Genomic DNA, 18,430 nt, shown 5'->3' on the forward strand with positions numbered 1-18,430 from the left:
ATTCCTCAATATTTTTGAACAGTGAATGTTTGAAGTAACTTTTTAGTCAAAATCAGTTGATAGGGATATTAGTGATACATATTTCAATAAAATGTACCAAAGAATTAAAGCTATGAATTATTCAGGTGTATAAAAAGTGTTTTTAAAGTGATATGATACAAGTAACTCTATTAGTGTATTCTTTATGGTAATTACATGTTTGAAAGGGTGGTAGGATAATAAAATGTCCGGAAATAATCGAGTTAACCCTAACAAAAAGACTAGTAAAGGAGGAAATGATAAGAAAGGGAAAGAGAAGAAAAGTAAAAGCAGAAAGAAAAGTGCTTCTAAAAAACAATATACAGCATTAAAAATGTTTATGGATTTTGTCTTTTTTATCACAATTATCCTCATATTAGGTGGAGCATTCCTATTTATGGTAAGTCAAAAAGAAGATAAGACCATTGCGGGTTACCGATTTTACAACGTATTAACTGATTCTATGGTGAAAACTAAGTCCAATCAAAAAGGGAATTTTCAATCAGGTGATATGATTATCGTTAAGAAAATTAATCCTAAAGATGTAGTTGTAGGGGATATTATCACTTTTGTTCCAAATGTGAACTCAACTAATACTTACTTAACCCATAGAGTTATAGAAAAAAAAGAGCCAAAAGATACTTCTAAGAGTGATGTTCCAAACTTTATTACACAAGGGGATGCCAATAATAGTCCCGATCCTGAAATCAGTGGTGAAAATATTATAGGAAAAAAAGTCCTTGTGATTCCAAAAGTAGGGACCATAATAAAGTTTGTTCGCGAGAACCTACTATCCGTTATCGTTTTTGTAGTTTCGTTATTTTTATTTGTGTATTTGATAACAAGTTATTTAAAAGAAACAAATAAAAGAAAAAGGAAATCTAGGAGGAAGAAAAATGAAAAATCTAAGAAAAAATAAAAAATTTGTAATGGGTGCTTCTATAGCACTAGCGTTTATCATGGTTTTATCAGCAACGTTTGCTTGGTTTACAGCGCAAGATTCTGTAGAGAATAAATTTAAAACTGGTGGTATTCCAACGGATTCAGTTAAAGTATGGGAAATCTTTAAAGAACCAGAAGAGTGGAAACCAGGACAAAAAGTTCAAAAAGATGTTGGTGTAGCTAACTTAGGTAAAGAACCTGTTTTTGTTAGAGCATCATTCAAAGAAGTTATTGAAAAATTAGAAGCTGATGGTAAACAATTAGCAATTAACTATTCAGATACATTAATTAATGATGCAAAAAGTATTGTAGTTCCTGTTAACGATATGAGTAAAAATCCAGATTGGAAATTAGCAGATGCTGCTGGGTATACAGTAACTGGATTAGCAGCTGATGATAAATTATATGTAAGAGAAGTTGAATCAAATGGAGTTAAAGAAATCTTCTACTCTGTTATTTCATCTCAAAATGGAGCTATCAAAGCTGATTTTAAATTAGAAGATAAAGCTATTACAGCTACTAACGTTAAATACCAATACTATACAAAAGCTGATGCAGTATTAGGAAACTGGACTGAAGCACCATTTGTAGCAAAAGATAAAGTTGAAACTTCAAAAGTTGAGCCTTTAATCGACTTAGCATATCACACTGGAAACATGGCAAATACACCAGAAACTGGAAAATGGTTCTACAATGAAGCAGACGGTTGGTTCTACTTTGTAGATGCTGTTAAAGGTGGAGCAATTACACCATTCTTCTTAGGAAGTGTAACATTAAATGACAAAGCCGATAATACTTTCCAATATTTAGATTACAAATTAACAGTAATGACTGAAGGTATTCAAGGTTCTAAAGAAGCTTTATCAGCATGGGGAATTACAGAAGCATCTAATAAAGTATTATATGATGCGATGACTGCTAATTTAACAAAATAATTGAGTGAACTCATTGAAAGGAGAATAACATGAAAAAATTAGTTGATTTGTTAATTGCTTTAACAATGTTTGGACTGTTATTCGTTATTTCTCCTGGAAATGTTGATGCAGCTGACAACAAAGAAATTCCTAAAGGCGTATTACTAATGGATGATAAGGGAGTATCATTAACAGATGTTAATGGTTACTTCTTTAATCTAACGGATCTATTTCCCGGAGATAAAATTATTCGGGAAATAGAAATTAGAAATGACCGCTCAGAAGATATCGGAATTAAAATTGATGTGGTACCTATTAAATTTACAGGACCAATTAATTTGATTCAAAAAGTTGATATGAAGTGGACGTACGAGGGAAAAGTTATTTTTGAAGGAAACTTGGCTAATCAAAGCAAAAAAATAGTTGATAAAGGAAGTGCTGTTTATTTTGGGAAGCTACCAGCTAAATCAGTTAGGAAAATGGTAGTTGAACTATATGTAAGTCCAGATATTCCAATAAAAGACTTAATGAATGAGTCAAGTGAAGCTGTCGTTCGATGGGATGTTAAAGCAACAGCAGAAGATATTAAAGAACCTGTTGTAAAACCTTTAGAAAAGAAAACTCCTACAGGTTTTCTTCCTAAAACAGGAGAAAAAGCAACTACGTTATTGACAATGTTGGCAATCTTATCAGTACTGTTGACATTAGTGGTTTATCAAAAAATATATTTAGAAAAGAACACTAATTAAAGATATAAGAGGATGCATAAATTTTTATGTGTCCTTTTATTGAAAAAAGGTGTGATGTGAGTGAGTAAGAAAAAAATTAAAACTAAACGAAAAATCAAAAAGAAAAAAAGATTTATAGACAAAATTAAAGATATTAGTAGCTGGAATAAGATAGCGGTCATTAGTACGTTTATTGTTATCCTAATTGCTATTGCATCTGCTTCTACCTATGCTTGGTTTACAACAAGCGATTCGAAAGAAAATCAATTTAAAAGTAATTTTAAATATGAAGTAGTTTTGGTAGATAAATTTGCAACACCTGAAACTTTTGAGTTTGGAAACCCTTATCCTAAAGCGGTTTCTGTAAAGAATACTGGGGATATTCCAGCTTTTGCTAGATTATTAGTTTTTCCAGAGTTTAAAAAAGGTGATGAAATTTTACCAATAGATGAAAGTCTTGGTATTAAGTATAATATATCAGCTAACTCTGATTGGCTATTGGGAGAAGATGGTTTTTATTACTATACAAAAATTATTAAACCAGGTGAAGAATCTCCCGTTTTATTTGATGAAGTTACTGTAGATAGTCTGTCGGATGAAGCTAAAGAGTTATATTCAGGTGCTGAATTTTCAATTGATGTTAAGTTAGAATCCGTAGATTTCCGTGACAACGAATACCGCTTTTCTTGGTGGGGAAATAGAGATAATGCGCCAACTGAAAAGAATTTAAAACTTGTAGACGATAAATTACAAAAGGAAAAGAGGTGAAAGGAAAATGAGATTAAAAAATAGATGTTTTAATAATCAATTTCCTTTTATTTTCCTGTTACTTTTCTGTTACCTTTTATTATATTATTTTCCAATAAAAGCCTATGCAGTAGAAGATGCTCCCACTGTTGGTTCCGCATCTGCAGTTAATTTTACTCAAGCTCAAGCTAACTACTTAGGCGGAACAGCTTTAGATGACCAAGGAGCTGTTTGGGCTTGGGGATACAATACTTCTGGGCAAATTGGAATTCAAGATATAAATGGTAAAATACCAATAAAATTATATGCGGGTGGAATGTTTAGAGTTCCATATTTCATTGAAAATAATATTAAAATCGAATCAATTACAGGGGGGTATCATACTAACTATGCTGTTGATAAGCAAGGTGTAGTTTACGCCTGGGGGAGAGGACTAGAAGGTCAAATGGGTAACGGAAGTAATCCCAGTACTAATAATAGGCCATCAGTAGTTACATCCTTATCAGGAAAAAAAATCATTCAGGTCTTTACTTCTTCAGAAGCAGCTAGTTTTACCTATGCTTTAGATGATCAAAATAAGCTGTATGCTTTTGGATATGGTGCAAATGATGTTATTCAAGGAAAGACAGGATATGTAAAAGAGGCAGTTGAGTTAACAGATTTTAAAAATACTGTAGGTGTTATTTCAGATATCTCTTTAGGGAATGATCATGGTGTAATTTTAAATGATCAAGGGGAAATCTTTACTTTTGGGAATAATACATACGGTCAAAGAGGAAATGGAAAGACCGGAATAGGAGCCAAAGATCCTAGTATTGAAAAAGTTTCGTGGTTTTCTGATAGAGATATAAAAATAAAAAGAATCTCCTCTAATACAGGAGTCAATTTAGTATTGACTGAAGATAATGAGGTTTATCAGTGGGGGCATGTGTATGAGAAAGCTGCTCCAAGTGTAATAAAAACGCCACAATTAGTTCAGTATGATTTAAGTACATCAGAGTATGAGCCGACACCTGAAAAAATTACAGCAGGGAAATTCGTAAGTTATTTTATTGATACTCATGGTAGATTATGGAGTTGGGGATATAATACGTTTTATTCATTTGGAACGGATGGTCCTCTGCCTAGTAAATTGAATACATATTCTGCCACAGCTAAAAGACAGCCTAAGACTTTAGGAGATGGAGATACTCAAGGTGGTTTAACAACAGTTAAAACACCGGTTTTTAAAGGACAAAAGCATGTGGATTTTACATCTGCTTTATTGAGCTATAAAACACACGGTCAGTGGAGTGCGATGGCTGATGGCTTACATCCTACGATATACGATAAGAAATATATGAAAACAGTAGGAGAATTTGGGGAAAAAAATGAACATAATAAAGTTTTTCCTATTGATGGAGAAGGTAATCGCTTAGTTTATACAGTAAGAGAGGTTGCACCAACCATCTATGATGCTAATTTTTTGATTGCTACGGATAGCTATACTGGAGATTGGATAGTAGAACTTAAATTAAAGGATAACTTACCTGTCGGATTGACTAATAAATCAGGTATACCTGCTATTAAGGAATCAGAAAAGTCTTGGATTGGTTTAAGTACGAATTTAGAGACGTTTGATTATTCAGAAGAACACCCTTTAAATGAAATGCCTTATATTGAAGATGTGTATACTTACCAATCAAGTACCATGGTAATAGACAATTCAGGTAATATGTATAGAACAGCGTTAGATGGGTCTGCGGCTGTAGCTTGGGGATGGGATTATAGTGAATATGAAAGCCGTACAGCAGGTAACAGTTCTCAGGACGGATTATATAATATGTACATGTATGAATTTATGTTTATGCGTGGTGCGCCTCGACAAATTCCTGGCAGTATAGAAATAAATAGTAAAAAAGAAAAGCGTTACATATCAGATAATGAATCTGAACAAATCAATATGAAAATTGATATAGGGACAGCATATCATGACGAGCAACTTAATATTAAGGTTGAACCAGAATTAAAACAAGTTAAAATGGTTAAAATGCCATATGATGCAAATTCAAATGAATTTACAATTTTAGAACCGACTTACGATCAATTTATGGATGCATATAATAATGCTTCTCAAAAAGGTTTTGAAACTGTAGATATTGCTCAAGCGAATGGTTGGGAAGGAATAAAGCATAGCATTGGTGACCCACCTATAGAAACTTTAGTAGATGATTCCATAGAAGTTTCTGACAATAGCGTTGTGTGGATTATGCTAGAAACACAAGGGTATTCTAATTTTGTAACAACGACTAAGAGAATTGTTTATGATAATTTTTATACAGATCAAGAGGTAACTTCAAGTGGAGCCTTATTAAAAAATGAGGATGAGACGTACACTCCTCGTAAAGATAATGTTTCTAAAGTAAATGAAGATAAGCATCCTAATAAATTAGGATATCCTTTAGATGCAAATAAGAAGGTTATTTCAGAACCATCATTTGGTTATGATGAAGTTTCCGTTAAACGAATTTCGGATAGTGAATTAGATAAAGATGGAACGGTTCCTAAGTTTAGCCATCGCTACCTATGGGCTAATGGTCAATCTGAAGAAAAGATTTATACATTAGGAAATGGCGATACTCAAAATAATGGTCCAGGAGATATTGCTGAAACCCACGGCATGATGCCTTATGATTTATCAAATAAACGAAATCATAAGTTTTATTACGAAGAAAACCCAGATTTATATTTTAATCTTCATTATGTAGGGCTTGATAAAGATGGGAAAAAGTTGACTACTGAAGAATTTAGTATTCCAACTGAGACTTTAGTAATGAAAGAAGTAGAGTTAGTTAGAACAGCACCAGAGCATAAAGTAAATGAAAAATTGATTCCGACTCTGTATCAAGTGGATCATCATGGTCCGAGTGACACAATAGATTTATCAACATTTGAGAAGTTGCCAAAAAACTATACACTTAAATTCACGGTTCCTTATGACCCAGCCATAAAAGATGTCACTATCTATTATGTGTATGAAGAAGACGAGAGAGACGTCACTTTAAATATTAGACAAGTGATTCAAGAAGATTCTTCTTCCATAAAGATTCCTAAAACGGGTTATATGACTTATCAACGATCGAATGATAAGTGGGAAAAACAAAATGGAATAAACCAAGTAAAAGTACCAAGTGATGTAGAGAAAAAAGAGGTTGACTATAAAACCATTAAAACAAAGGTGAAGAAAGAAAATAATCGTTTTGTTTTAAGTCATAAGACACCGCAGTATTATGAATATGTTGGTTTTAAACAATCTAATACAAAGGATGAAAACAACAAAGCTTCTTTGAAAACTGAAAAAGAAGTCAAAGTTGATTACTCCGATGACTCAAATGAGAAGTGGGTAACGGTTTATCTTAAACCAACCACAGACTCACCACTAAACTACTCTTGGGAAACAATTACTAATAAGTTTGGTAAGTTACTTGTACCACAAAATCAAACAGTAAAAGTTAAATTTTACTCTGATAAAAATGATACAAGTGTTCCAGCTAAATTGATGGATTTTGTTAAAGATGAGAATGGGCTACTAGCTGAAGGTCACCCAAACATTGCAGATTATTACTTCAAAATGGATATGTTAGATGGTTCTGGAACAAAAAAATTGAATCAAGGTGAGCTTATTCCAGATATATCACTTAAAGAAGAAAAAAATCTAGATACTCTACCTGAGACTATTCCGATTAAAGTGTATTATACTAATAGTTCAGGTAATGAGGAAGAGTCTTTTGCGTTCGGTCAAAATGGAATTATGGGAAAACGTTTAGCAGCAATGAATTTTAAAGCAACTAAAACTCATACAGAAGTTAATAAGAATAATAATGAAACTATAGTTTGGTATTACTATGATTGTGAATTTGCTAGTGGAAGCTAGATAATTTCGTTTCAATAGGATAATCAGAAAAACACAAACTGAAATTTGTTTGTGTTTTTCTTTTTTATTTTTATGTTACTCCTTTATTTGTTATACTTTATTTAGTTCATTTTAGGAGGAAAATAATGACTAAAAAGTTAATCGTTTTTGATATTGATGGAACATTAGTAACAGATGAGCACGTGTTATTACCTGAAACGAAAGAGGCTATCAAACAATTACAACAAGAAGGTCACATGGTAATGGTAGCGACAGGACGTAGCCTACCGATAGCAGTAGATGTATTAGAAGAAGCAGGTATTGAACATAGTATTCTAAGTAATGGAGCAGTTGCTTTTGTCGATGGCAACCAAATTTACGGAAATGCTTTATCTCAAGAAGCCTTAGAAAAATTAGTTACTATAAGTGATGAAGAAAATATTGATTTAGTCTTTAATGGCTTAACAGAAACTAAAATTAGAAATCAAGATTTTCAACCTGAAACTAAATTAGCGATGGAAAGTTTTGGCGAATCTATGCCAGAAGTTGAAAAAGATTTCCATAAACGAGAAAAAGTGTATCAAATAGTTGCCCTATTAAGCGAAGCTAAGATGCCAGTCTATGAAAATAAATTCCCTGAATTTCGTTTTGTTAGATGGCATGAATACGGGATTGATGTTTTACCAAAAGACGGTTCTAAAGCAGAGACTTTAAAATTAGTTGCTAAAGAATATGGTTTCAAACAAGAAGATATTATTGCTTTTGGTGATGGTAATAACGATGTAGAGATGATTACCTATGCAGGTGTTGGTGTTGTTATGGCTAATGGGAAACCTGAGTTGAAAAAAGTAGCAGATTTTGTAACACTTTCAAATAATGATGGTGGCATTGTTCATGCCTTAAAAGAATTCAATCTAATCTAAAAAAATCTCTGACTAATTTAGTCAGAGATTTTTTGTTAATTAATAAGTAAAACGTCATCTGGTGCGTAGTTAGGACGTTCTTTATTAATATGGTCGTAAAACATCACGCCATTAATATGGTCAATCTCATGTTGAACCACAATAGCTGGATAGTTTTTAAGGCGAATTTTATGTGAATTTCCGTCTTTATCTAAATAAGATAAAGTGACTTTAAAGTTTCTGATAACAAGACCAGGAACATGACGATCAACTGATAAACAGCCTTCGCCTTCTTCAATGGCTGCTTGTTGTACGGAATGACTTAAAATTTTAGGGTTATACATAACAGTACTTAAAAAAGGCTCATCACTATCTTCAGTCATGCTAGGAATCTCCACAGCAATAATACGTTTTGAAATAGCTAATTGAGGAGCAGCTAGACCTACACCGCCTCGTAAACCATATTTTTCTGATAATTCAGGGTCTTGACTGTTTTTTAAAAATTCAGTCATTTTCTCGCCTAACTCAATATCTTCTTGAGATAGTGGAAATGGAACTTCTTTAGCAACTTCACGAAGTGTCGGATGTCCTTCTCGAACGATGTCATCCATTGTAATCATTTAGAGTTACTTCCTTTCTATTCTTAACTTGATATTATTCTATCATAGCTTTCTTTAAATATTGTAATATTTGTTTCTTGAAAAAGAAAGGAAATTATTAGATAAAACTTTAAAAAGATGGTGTAATAATCTTGCTTTTATAGTGAAAATACTGTAAAGTACCATTGTGTGATAAGTTATCACATATCCTATTTCTAGGTTATTCGAGTCACCAACGAATTACTCAGTTGTAGGGCAAAAAAATACCAAGAGGTGAAAGAAATGGCAATTACAAAAGAACGTAAAAACGAAATCATTAAAGAGTACGCACGTCATGAAGGAGATACTGGTTCTCCAGAAGTACAAATTGCAGTTTTAACAGCTGAAATTAATGCACTTAACGAGCATGCTCAAATCCACAAAAAAGATCATCATTCATACCGTGGATTAATGAAAAAAATTGGACACCGTCGTAACTTATTAGCTTACTTACGTAACAACGATGTTCAAAGCTACCGTGAACTAATCCAAAAATTAGGTCTACGTCGTTAATTTTTACAAGTCATAAGAGGAGTGAGGTCTGGTTTGGATCTCACTTTTCTTTTAAAAAAATAGCACACAATGGAAGCGACACTACTATACAAATGTGAGAATGTTGGAAGGATTTTGACATTTGTTTAGTAGAACTTATCATTGGGTGACATAAGGAGATTATTAAAATGTTGAATTCTGAAAAAAGAGTATTCGAAACAACTTGGGGAGGTCGTCCCTTATCAGTTGAAATTGGTCAAATGGCTAAACAAGCTAATGGCTCAGTTTTAGTAAGATACGGTGATACTGTGGTTTTAACAGCAGCAGTTGCTTCAAAACAAGCGAAAGATGTTGATTTCTTTCCATTAACAGTTAACTATGATGAAAAAATGTATGCAGTAGGTAAAATCCCAGGAGGTTTCATTAAACGTGAAGCTCGTCCTAGTGAAAACGCAACTTTAACTGCTCGTTTAATCGACCGCCCGATTCGCCCAATGTTTGCAGAAGGATTCAGAAATGAAGTGCAAATTACAAACGTTGTAATGAGTGTAGAACAAGATTGCCAACCAGAAATGGCTGCTATGTTAGGTTCTTCTCTTGCTTTATGTGTATCTGATATTCCATTCAACGGCCCAATCGCGGGTGTTGATGTTGGTCGCGTAAACGGTGAATATGTAATTAATCCAACTGTTGAACAATTAGAATCATCAGATATTGAATTAACAGTAGCTGGAACAAAAGATGCTATCAACATGGTTGAAAGTGGTGCTAAAGAAGTATCTGAAGAAGATATGTTAGGTGCTTTATTATTTGGTCATGCTGAAATTAAACGCTTAGTTGCTTTCCAAGAAGAAATTGCTAAAGAAATTGGCAAAGAAAAAATGGAAATTACTTTATTACAAGTTGATGCTGACTTAGAAAAAGAAATCAATGAAACTTACCAAGCTCGTATGGTTGAAGCAATTCAAACAGAAGAAAAATTAGCTCGTGAAGATAACATTGATGCTTTAAAAGAAGAAATCAAAGCCTTCTACGAAGAAAAATTTGAAGAAGATGAAGAATCAGCTAAGTGGATGAAAGAAGTTCGTCAAATCTTAGAAGACATGGAAAAAAATGAAGTCCGTCGTTTAATCACAATTGATAAAGTGCGTCCTGATGGCCGTAAAATTGATGAGATTAGACCTTTAGCTTCTGAAACAGGTATTTTACCTCGCGTTCATGGTTCTGGACTATTCACTCGTGGGCAAACACAAGCTTTAACAACTTGTACATTAGCTCCTTTAGGTGAGCATCAAATTATTGATGGATTAGGAACAGAAGAAAGTAAGAGATTTATCCATCATTATAACTTCCCTCAATTCTCAGTAGGTTCTACTGGACCAAGTCGTGGACCTGGTCGTCGTGAAATTGGACATGGGGCATTAGGAGAACGTGCTTTAGCGCAAGTTATTCCAAGTGAAGAAGATTTCCCATACATGATTCGTCTTGTATCAGAAGTATTAGAATCAAACGGTTCTTCTTCTCAAGCAAGTATCTGTGGTGGAACATTAGCTTTAATGCATGCAGGTGTGCCAATTAAAGCACCAGTTGCTGGTATTGCAATGGGTCTTGTAATGGATGATGATAACTACACAATTTTAACAGATATCCAAGGTATGGAAGATCATTTAGGCGATATGGACTTTAAAGTTGCCGGTACAGCAGCTGGTATTACAGCTCTTCAAATGGATATTAAAATTGAAGGTATCACTGAACAAATCTTAACAGAAGCATTAGCGCAAGCTAAAAAAGCTCGTATGGAAATCTTAGCTAACTTAACAGCAACTATTGCAGAACCAAGTAAAGAGTTAAGCCCATATGCACCTAAGATTGAAATGATTCAAATCAAACCTGATAAAATCAAAACAGTTATCGGTAAAGGTGGAGAAACCATCAACAAGATTATCGAAGAAACTGATGTTAAAATTGATATTGATCAAGAAGGTAATGTAAGTATTGCTCATTCTGATCAAGAGAAAATTAACCGTGCAATTGAAATCATTAAAGAATTAGTACGTGAAGTTGAGTTAGGCGAAGTTTACCTAGCTAAAGTTGTCCGTATTGAAAAATTTGGTGCTTTCGTTAACTTATTTGGTAACAAAGATGCTTTAGTACATATTTCTCAATTAGCTCACGAAAGAGTAGCTAAAGTAGAAGACGTTCTAAAAATGAACGACGAAATTTTAGTTAAAGTAACTGAAATTGATAAACAAGGTCGCGTTAATGCATCACGTAAAGTAATGATTGAAAAACCAAAAGAAGAAAAAACTGAAGAGAAATAATAAGAAAAGAGCTTAGCCGAGAAAGGCTGAGCTCTTTTTTTCTATAATAATTTTAACTGTTGAATATTTAAAAAATGTTGGACAGTGATTGCTAAAGCACCATAAAGAGTAGCTTTTTTATTAAGTGAACTAATTTGAATAGTTGTTTTTTTAGAAAATTGGCATTGAAGATGATTGGTTACAATATCTAAAAGTTCAGGTATCTCGTTGTATAAAGGGCTTTGAATAATTATAACCTCAGGATCGTAAAGTGTAATAATGTTATTAATCCCAATACTTAAATAATAAGCACTTTTCTCCATAATAGCTTTTGTCTCTGCATCATCTTTTTGAAATAACTGTTGGGCAACTTTCAAATTGATATCATCTAATTTTTTTACTTCTAATATAGATTGAAGAATACTCTTATTAGAAGTATATAATTCTAAACATCCTCGATTACCACAAGGACATAATTTACCATCTGGAATTAAAGTAGAGTGTCCAATCTCACCAGCATTTCCATTATTACCTGTTTGAATCAGGCCATCAAATACAATACCTGCACCAATACCATTATGAATACTAATACAGACCAAGTTATTATGATTAGAAGCAAATGTATATTCACCAATCGCTGTAAGGTTGGCTTCATTTTCAATATAGATAGGATAAGAAACCAATTGGCTTAATTCTTCTGCTAAATTGATTTGATCTAAATCATAGTGAGGAGTAAAAATAATGTGATTGTTATAAACGAGTCCATGTATAGCAATCGTTATACCTACAATCCCATGTGGTGAATCTGGTTCTTTTGTTTCTAAAGATTGAATCATTTTATTTAATAAAGATAAAACATTAGTTTTTGTTATAGGAAAATCTGTTTTTGTAATAGAGACAATTTCTTCTCCATCTAGGTATGATAATAAACCTTCAATATAGTTGTGGCCAATATCAAAGGAAATACTACTTGCAGCTTTTGGGTTGAAGGCAAGGAGTATGGGTTTCCTACCACCTGTTATACTGCCATCCCCAGTGCCTATTTCTTTAACTAGTTTAGTATCTATTAATTTCTTTGTAATAGATGAGACAGAGGCTTTATTCAGTCCTGTTAGGTTCGATAGTTCTACTCTAGAGATATTTTTTTTATTAATAATTTCTCTCAAAATAAGAGATTCATTTTGTCCGCGAATATAATATTTATCTGTAATCATATCTTCACTCCATTTATTTAAATAATAGGTATTTAATTTACAAAGACCATAATGAAAACGGTTGACATTTAACTTTGGCTAACTTAGTATATGAACTATAGTAAGTTTATCGTGCTAACTAACTAAAATCAATAGGAAACTAATTATTAAATGGAGATAGGTGGGAAATTGATGTTTGTAAGAGAAAGTATTCAACGAATGAATTCGGAGTTAAGAAGATATCGTAATCTTCAGTCTAAAAATATAACTAATCTAAATTTTGTAACAGGATTTGGCATGAAAATCTTAGAAGAAGGTCAATATTTTGGAGAAAAAAACAATGATTATACGCTTGTAGGGGAAATAACTATTCCAGAAGATTGGAAAGGGCAAGCTATGTCATTAGAGTTATTCACCTCTAATACAGAATCTGACAATACAACAAATCCTCAAATGAAAATATATCTAGATGATGTGTTAATTCAAGGGATTGATGTTAATCATCGTGAAATGATACTTCCTTCACATTACTTAGAGAAAACAACCATTAATTTAAGAATTGAATTAGTTAGTGGAAGAGAAGAAAAGAAATACCCATTAACCGTTAGACTTAATTTAATCGACGAGCTCAGTCGCCAAACCTATTATGATTTTTACGTAGCATTAGAAAGTTGGCGTGCTGTTTTAGAAGAGCCAGATTCATGTCTAATCTATGAACGGGTATTAAAAAAAGCAAGCACCTATTTAAATTTTAGTTCACCTCAATCTGAAGGTTATTATGAAGGATTAAAAAAGGCACGAGCTATCTTAGCAGACGAACTTTATCGTTCAGAGTTTAGCCAATACCAACCTACAGTAGGAGTGGTTGGACATACACATATTGATATAGCATGGTTATGGACTGTTGAACAAGCTATTGAAAAAGGAGAAAAAAGTTTTTCAACCGTCTTAAAATTGATGGACGATTATCCAGATTATTCTTTCATTCAAAGTCAGCCACAGTTATATCAATTTATTAAAGAGAGATATCCTCAATTATATCAAGAAATTAAAAAGAGAATAGATGAGGGCCGTTGGGAAGTTGAGGGGGCGATGTGGGTTGAAGCTGATTGTAATCTAACTTCTGGTGAATCATTAGTTCGTCAAATTGTTTATGGTAAACAATTTATAAAAGAAGAATTTAATCAAGATAGTCAAATTCTTTGGCTTCCAGATGTATTTGGTTACTCAGCAGCTTTACCTCAAATTTTAAAGAAAACAAATACACCTTATTTTATGACAACTAAAATATCGTGGAATCAGTTTAACCAAATTCCATGTGATACATTTTATTGGAAGGGAATCGATGGAAGTGAAGTGCTAACACACTTTATTACAACAGTAAGTGAGGCCTATAGTCCAACTCCTTACTATACAACATACAATGGTCTTTTAGATCCATTTTCAATCAAGGGAAGTTGGAAGAGGTATTTACAAAAAGATATTAATGATGAGGTATTAGTAGCCTATGGTTATGGTGACGGTGGTGGTGGTCCGACAATTGAAATGCTTGAGAATGCTAAGCGTTTAAATAAAGGTTTACCAGGTATGCCTAAAGTTGAATCCACAACACCAAAAGCTTTCTTCCAAAAATTAGAAAATACTATAGCTGATAAAAAAGTTCCGAAATGGATGGGTGAATTGTATTTTGAATACCACCGAGGAACGTATACCTCAATGGCTCAAAATAAAAAATACAATCGTCAAGTTGAGAATTTATTACAATCTGTTGAAAAAATGTATAGCTTATTAGATTTAGAAAAATATCCACAAGCAGAACTTGAAAAAATGTGGAAATTAACTCTTCTAAATCAATTCCACGACATTTTACCAGGAAGTTCTATCAAGGAAGTTTATGACCAAACAGATAGTGAATATGAACAGACAATTGAAACAGCTGAAAGATTAATTGATGAGTTAGTAAGTGATTCTGATAATAATCAAGCTGAAAATAAACTATGGTTGTTCAACCCACTAGGAATTGAACGAAATATGATAGTGGAAACAGAACTAGCTTCAAATGAAGCAATTGAAGTAGATGGACAAATACTACATACACAAGTAACATCTGAAAATAAAGTATTAGTTGAAGTACCGAATGTACCTAGTTTAAGTAGTCAAGATATGAAGATAGTTAAAGTACCAACAATCGAAAAACAAGTTGATTCAGAACTATCTAAAACGATTGAAACATCTTTTTATATTTTAGAATTTAATGATGAATATGATTTGGTTTCTGTTTATGATAAAAAGAATCATCGTGAAATCATTCCACAAGGTGAGATCTTTAATCAATTAAATGTGTATGAAGACTTACCTTTAAACTATGATGCTTGGGATATTGATATCTACTACAAAGAAAAAGTTTGGCCTGTTAAATCAGTTAAACAAGCCAAATTAATTGAAGATGGTCCTATTAGAAAAACATTATTAGTTGAGCGCGTTTATGAAGAATCAACAATTAGCCAAAAAATCCATTTATATGAAAATAATGGAAGAATTGACTTTGAAACAGAAGTAGATTGGCATCAGCAACACTTATTACTAAAAGCTGAGTTTCCAGTAGAAGTTCATAGTTATAAAGCCACATTTGATATTCAGTTTGGTAATATTGAACGACCTATTCATGAGAATACATCTTGGGATAAAGCAAGATTTGAAGTGTCTGGTCAAAAATGGGTAGATATTTCAGAAGGTGGTTATGGGGTTTCAGTGATTACAGACTCTAAATATGGTTTTAATGTTTCTTATCAAAAAATAGGAATTAGTTTGATAAAATCAGCTACAGACCCTAATCCAGAAGCTGATCAAGGTAAACATACTTTTACTTATTCAATTTTACCTCATGAGGGAACATGGCAAGAAGCAGATACAGTTGAGCAATCATTAGACTTAAATGTACCAGGTATTAGTAGAATTACGAAAAATATACCTCAAGCAGAAAAAACATTTGGAAAAGTGTTACAAAAAAATATCTTGATAGATACCGTTAAAAAATCAGAAGATGGCAAAGCAACTATTATGCGTGCTTATGAATTTCATAATAAGAGAACTACTGGTGTATTTGAAATAGAAGATATTTATGAAAAAGCAGTACTATGTGATTTATTGGAAAATGAATTACAAGAACTAGAATTAAGCAATGGAGGCAATCTTACTGTAGAATTTGCACCGTTTGAAATCCAAACAATTAAATTGATAAAGAAAAAAGGGATATAGATGAATATTGAATCTTTATTAAATAAAATGAGTTTGAAGGAAAAAGTAGGGCAATTAAATCAACGTCTATATGGTTGGGAAACCTATGAAAAAGAAAATGGTGTCATTTCATTAAGTGAGAAATTTAAAGAAGAAGTGGCTCGTTGGGATGGCGTAGGTGTTATTTATGGCGTATTTAGAGCAGATCCTTGGTCAGGAAAGAACTTAACAACTGGACTGAGTAAAGAAGAGGCTAGTGTTGTCAGTCAGATGATTCAAGATTACGTGAAAGAGAATACGACTTTAGGAGTCCCTGTGTTGCTATCAGAAGAATGCCCACATGGTCATCAAGGATTAGATTCCCTAACAACCCCAGCTAATATTACAAGCGGAGCTTCATGGAATCCTGAATTGTATGAACAAGTGCAAGAAATTGTAGCTAGTGAAATTCGTGAAAAAGGAGCACATTTAGGATTAATTTCAACTTTAGATGTTGCTAGAGATCCAAGATGGGGAAGAACCGAAGAGTGTTTTAGTGAAGACCCGTATCTAACGAAGCAATTTACTTTAGCTGCTTTAAGAGGTTTGCAAGGGTCAAATGAATTAGAAAAAATTCCAAGTAATAGAGTTCTTGCTGTGTTAAAACATTTTGCAGGGCAAGGCTCAGCTATGGGAGGACATAATGCTGGCCCAGTTAATATAGGAAATCGGGAACTAAGAGAAATCCATTTGCCAAGTATGAGAGCAGCTGTGAAAAATGGTGCAGAGTTATGTATGGCTGCCTATAATGATATTGACGGTGTTCCGTGCCATGGAAGTCGTGAATTACTAACTGAAATTTTACGAGATGAATTTGGATTTAAAGGAGCAGTTATGGCTGACGGTTGTGCGTTAGACAGACTATATGAAGTGACTGGTGACAGAGTTAAAACAGCTGCTTGGGCAATTGAAAGTGGTGTCGATATTAGTTTATGGGATGAGGTTTATCCTTATCTAGAAGAAGCTGTTGAAACAGGAGTATTAAAAGAAAAGATTTTAGATCAAGCCGTACTTAGAGTCTTACGTCTAAAAGACAAATTAGGTTTGTTTGAAGAACAAGACTTACAAGGATCAACTTTTAATGAGGAGTACAAACGAGAATTATCTGTTAAACTTGTGGAAGAATCAATTGTGTTACTAAAAAATGACAACCAAACGTTACCATTATCACCTGAAAAGATAAATAAATTAACTGTTGTAGGGCCAAATAGTGACTTAATTTATAATCAGTTAGGTGACTATACGCCTTTTAAAAAAGAAAAAGACTGTGTTTCTGTTTTATCTGGAATTAAAACTGCTTTTAATCTTACTGGTACTGAAATAAAACATTCGCAAGGAACAACCATTACTTCTGAAATAGAAGGTGGAATTAAAGAATCAATAGGAATTTCAACAGATGCTGATCATATTATTGTCGTTTTAGGAGGATCAAGTGCACGTGATTTCTCAACTACATTTGATGCAAATGGGGCAGCGATAACTGGATCAGCAGAGATGACTAGTGGTGAAAATATTGATTTAGCAGATTTACGATTACCAACGTGTCAGATTAAATTAGTCAAAGAGTTAGCTAAACTGGATAAGAAAATGACAGCTATTATCATAGAGGGGCGTCCACATTGTCTAGAAGAAGTAGCAGATTACTTTGAAAGTATTCTTATTGCAGGATATCCTGGGCAATATGGTGGTGAAGGTATTGCTAATATTTTAACTGGAAAATCAAATCCAAGTGGAAAATTAGCTATGACAATCCCCAAAAATACGGGACAGTTACCTGTTTATTATAATTATCGTGATGTGTCATTTAAAAAAGAGTACTTCGATAGCCAAGGTAAAGGAGCTTACTTATTTGGCTCTGGTTTATCTTATACTCAGTTTGAAATAAATGATATTTCAGTATCTTCAAAAGATAAAAATCATAATAGAAAAGTGACTGGCTATATTAAAAACATTGGTTCAAGTGATGGGGCAGAAGTGATTCAACTTTATACAAGATTACACCAAGAAAAAGTAATACCTAGAGTGAAAGAATTGAAAGGTTTCCAAAAAGTATTTCTAAAAAGTGGTGAAGAAAAACAATTTGAAATCCTTCTAGCTGATGAAGAACTATATTACTACAACGAAAAGATGGAAGAAACTCATGTAGATAAATTCAATATAATAATTGAAGCTACAGGATTTGAACAAACTATTAAAATGAATCAATAGAAAAAGAGATAAAAAGGTAAGTTTACAGCTACCTTTTTATCTCTTTTCTTTTTTTAGATGAACAAATTTAAACAATATTAATTTTTTTGATTTTTTTTATGATTAAAATCTGTAAAAAATTCAATAAAATGACAAAGTATATACTACTCAAAAAATATATGCGATAATTCTGTCATCGGA

12 protein-coding genes are annotated in these 18,430 nt (G+C 32.8%); 10 read left to right on the forward strand and 2 right to left on the reverse strand.

Going from position 1 to position 18,430, the window contains the following annotated elements:
- Window positions 1-223: 223 nt before the first annotated feature.
- The 6 genes from ACODH8_RS11375 to ACODH8_RS11400 all read left to right on the forward strand — a co-directional run bounded on the left by ACODH8_RS11375 (window position 224) and on the right by ACODH8_RS11400 (window position 8,164).
- Window positions 224-937 (forward strand): signal peptidase I, encoded by a 714-nt coding sequence (locus ACODH8_RS11375; protein WP_332465028.1) that lies wholly within the window; start codon window positions 224-226, stop codon window positions 935-937.
- Window positions 915-1,895, forward strand: coding sequence for a BsaA family SipW-dependent biofilm matrix protein (locus ACODH8_RS11380; protein ID WP_332465029.1), 981 nt, complete (start codon window positions 915-917; stop codon window positions 1,893-1,895). Before ACODH8_RS11375 ends, ACODH8_RS11380 begins: the two co-directional genes overlap by 23 nt.
- A gap of 29 nt (window positions 1,896-1,924) precedes the next feature.
- The gene (locus ACODH8_RS11385) at window positions 1,925-2,623 is read left to right on the forward strand and encodes an LPXTG cell wall anchor domain-containing protein (RefSeq protein ID WP_420503806.1); all 699 of its coding nucleotides are present in this window, start codon (window positions 1,925-1,927) and stop codon (window positions 2,621-2,623) included.
- Window positions 2,624-2,683: 60 nt separating this feature from the next.
- Entirely contained in the window at window positions 2,684-3,370 is a 687-nt protein-coding gene (locus ACODH8_RS11390) for a hypothetical protein (RefSeq protein WP_332465032.1), read from the forward strand.
- Between the two features lie 7 nt (window positions 3,371-3,377).
- Window positions 3,378-7,262: a hypothetical protein gene (locus ACODH8_RS11395; protein ID WP_332465033.1), complete on the forward strand. Its 3,885-nt coding sequence runs from the start codon at window positions 3,378-3,380 to the stop codon at window positions 7,260-7,262.
- Between the two features lie 125 nt (window positions 7,263-7,387).
- Window positions 7,388-8,164 carry a Cof-type HAD-IIB family hydrolase gene (locus ACODH8_RS11400; RefSeq protein WP_332465034.1) on the forward strand — a complete coding sequence of 259 codons (777 nt, stop codon included), beginning with the start codon at window positions 7,388-7,390 and terminating at the stop codon, window positions 8,162-8,164.
- A gap of 35 nt (window positions 8,165-8,199) precedes the next feature.
- On the opposite strand, the gene def is transcribed toward ACODH8_RS11400, so the two are convergent.
- A complete protein-coding gene (gene def / locus ACODH8_RS11405; RefSeq protein WP_332465035.1) occupies window positions 8,200-8,763 on the reverse strand; it encodes a peptide deformylase in 564 nt (187 codons plus the stop codon).
- Between the two features lie 261 nt (window positions 8,764-9,024).
- Here def and rpsO point away from each other — a divergent pair, with 261 nt between their 5' ends.
- Together rpsO and pnp are read left to right on the forward strand one after the other, a co-directional pair.
- On the forward strand, window positions 9,025-9,294 hold the full coding sequence (gene rpsO, locus ACODH8_RS11410) for a 30S ribosomal protein S15 (RefSeq protein ID WP_332465036.1): 270 nt from the start codon (window positions 9,025-9,027) through the stop codon (window positions 9,292-9,294).
- Between the two features lie 167 nt (window positions 9,295-9,461).
- Complete coding sequence (pnp, locus tag ACODH8_RS11415; protein ID WP_332465037.1) at window positions 9,462-11,594, forward strand: polyribonucleotide nucleotidyltransferase; 2,133 nt, start codon at window positions 9,462-9,464, stop codon at window positions 11,592-11,594.
- A 41-nt stretch (window positions 11,595-11,635) separates the two neighbouring features.
- On the opposite strand, the gene ACODH8_RS11420 is transcribed toward pnp, so the two are convergent.
- A complete protein-coding gene (locus ACODH8_RS11420; protein WP_332465038.1) occupies window positions 11,636-12,787 on the reverse strand; it encodes an ROK family transcriptional regulator in 1,152 nt (383 codons plus the stop codon).
- Window positions 12,788-12,958: 171 nt separating this feature from the next.
- On the opposite strand from ACODH8_RS11420, the gene ACODH8_RS11425 reads away from it, so the two are divergent.
- Entirely contained in the window at window positions 12,959-16,024 is a 3,066-nt protein-coding gene (locus ACODH8_RS11425) for an alpha-mannosidase (RefSeq protein ID WP_332465039.1), read from the forward strand.
- Entirely contained in the window at window positions 16,025-18,250 is a 2,226-nt protein-coding gene (locus ACODH8_RS11430; protein ID WP_332465040.1) for a glycoside hydrolase family 3 N-terminal domain-containing protein, read from the forward strand.
- The last annotated feature ends 180 nt before the right edge of the window (window positions 18,251-18,430 follow it).

This window comes from Vagococcus fluvialis (assembly GCF_048815235.1).
GTDB lineage: Bacteria > Bacillota > Bacilli > Lactobacillales > Vagococcaceae > Vagococcus.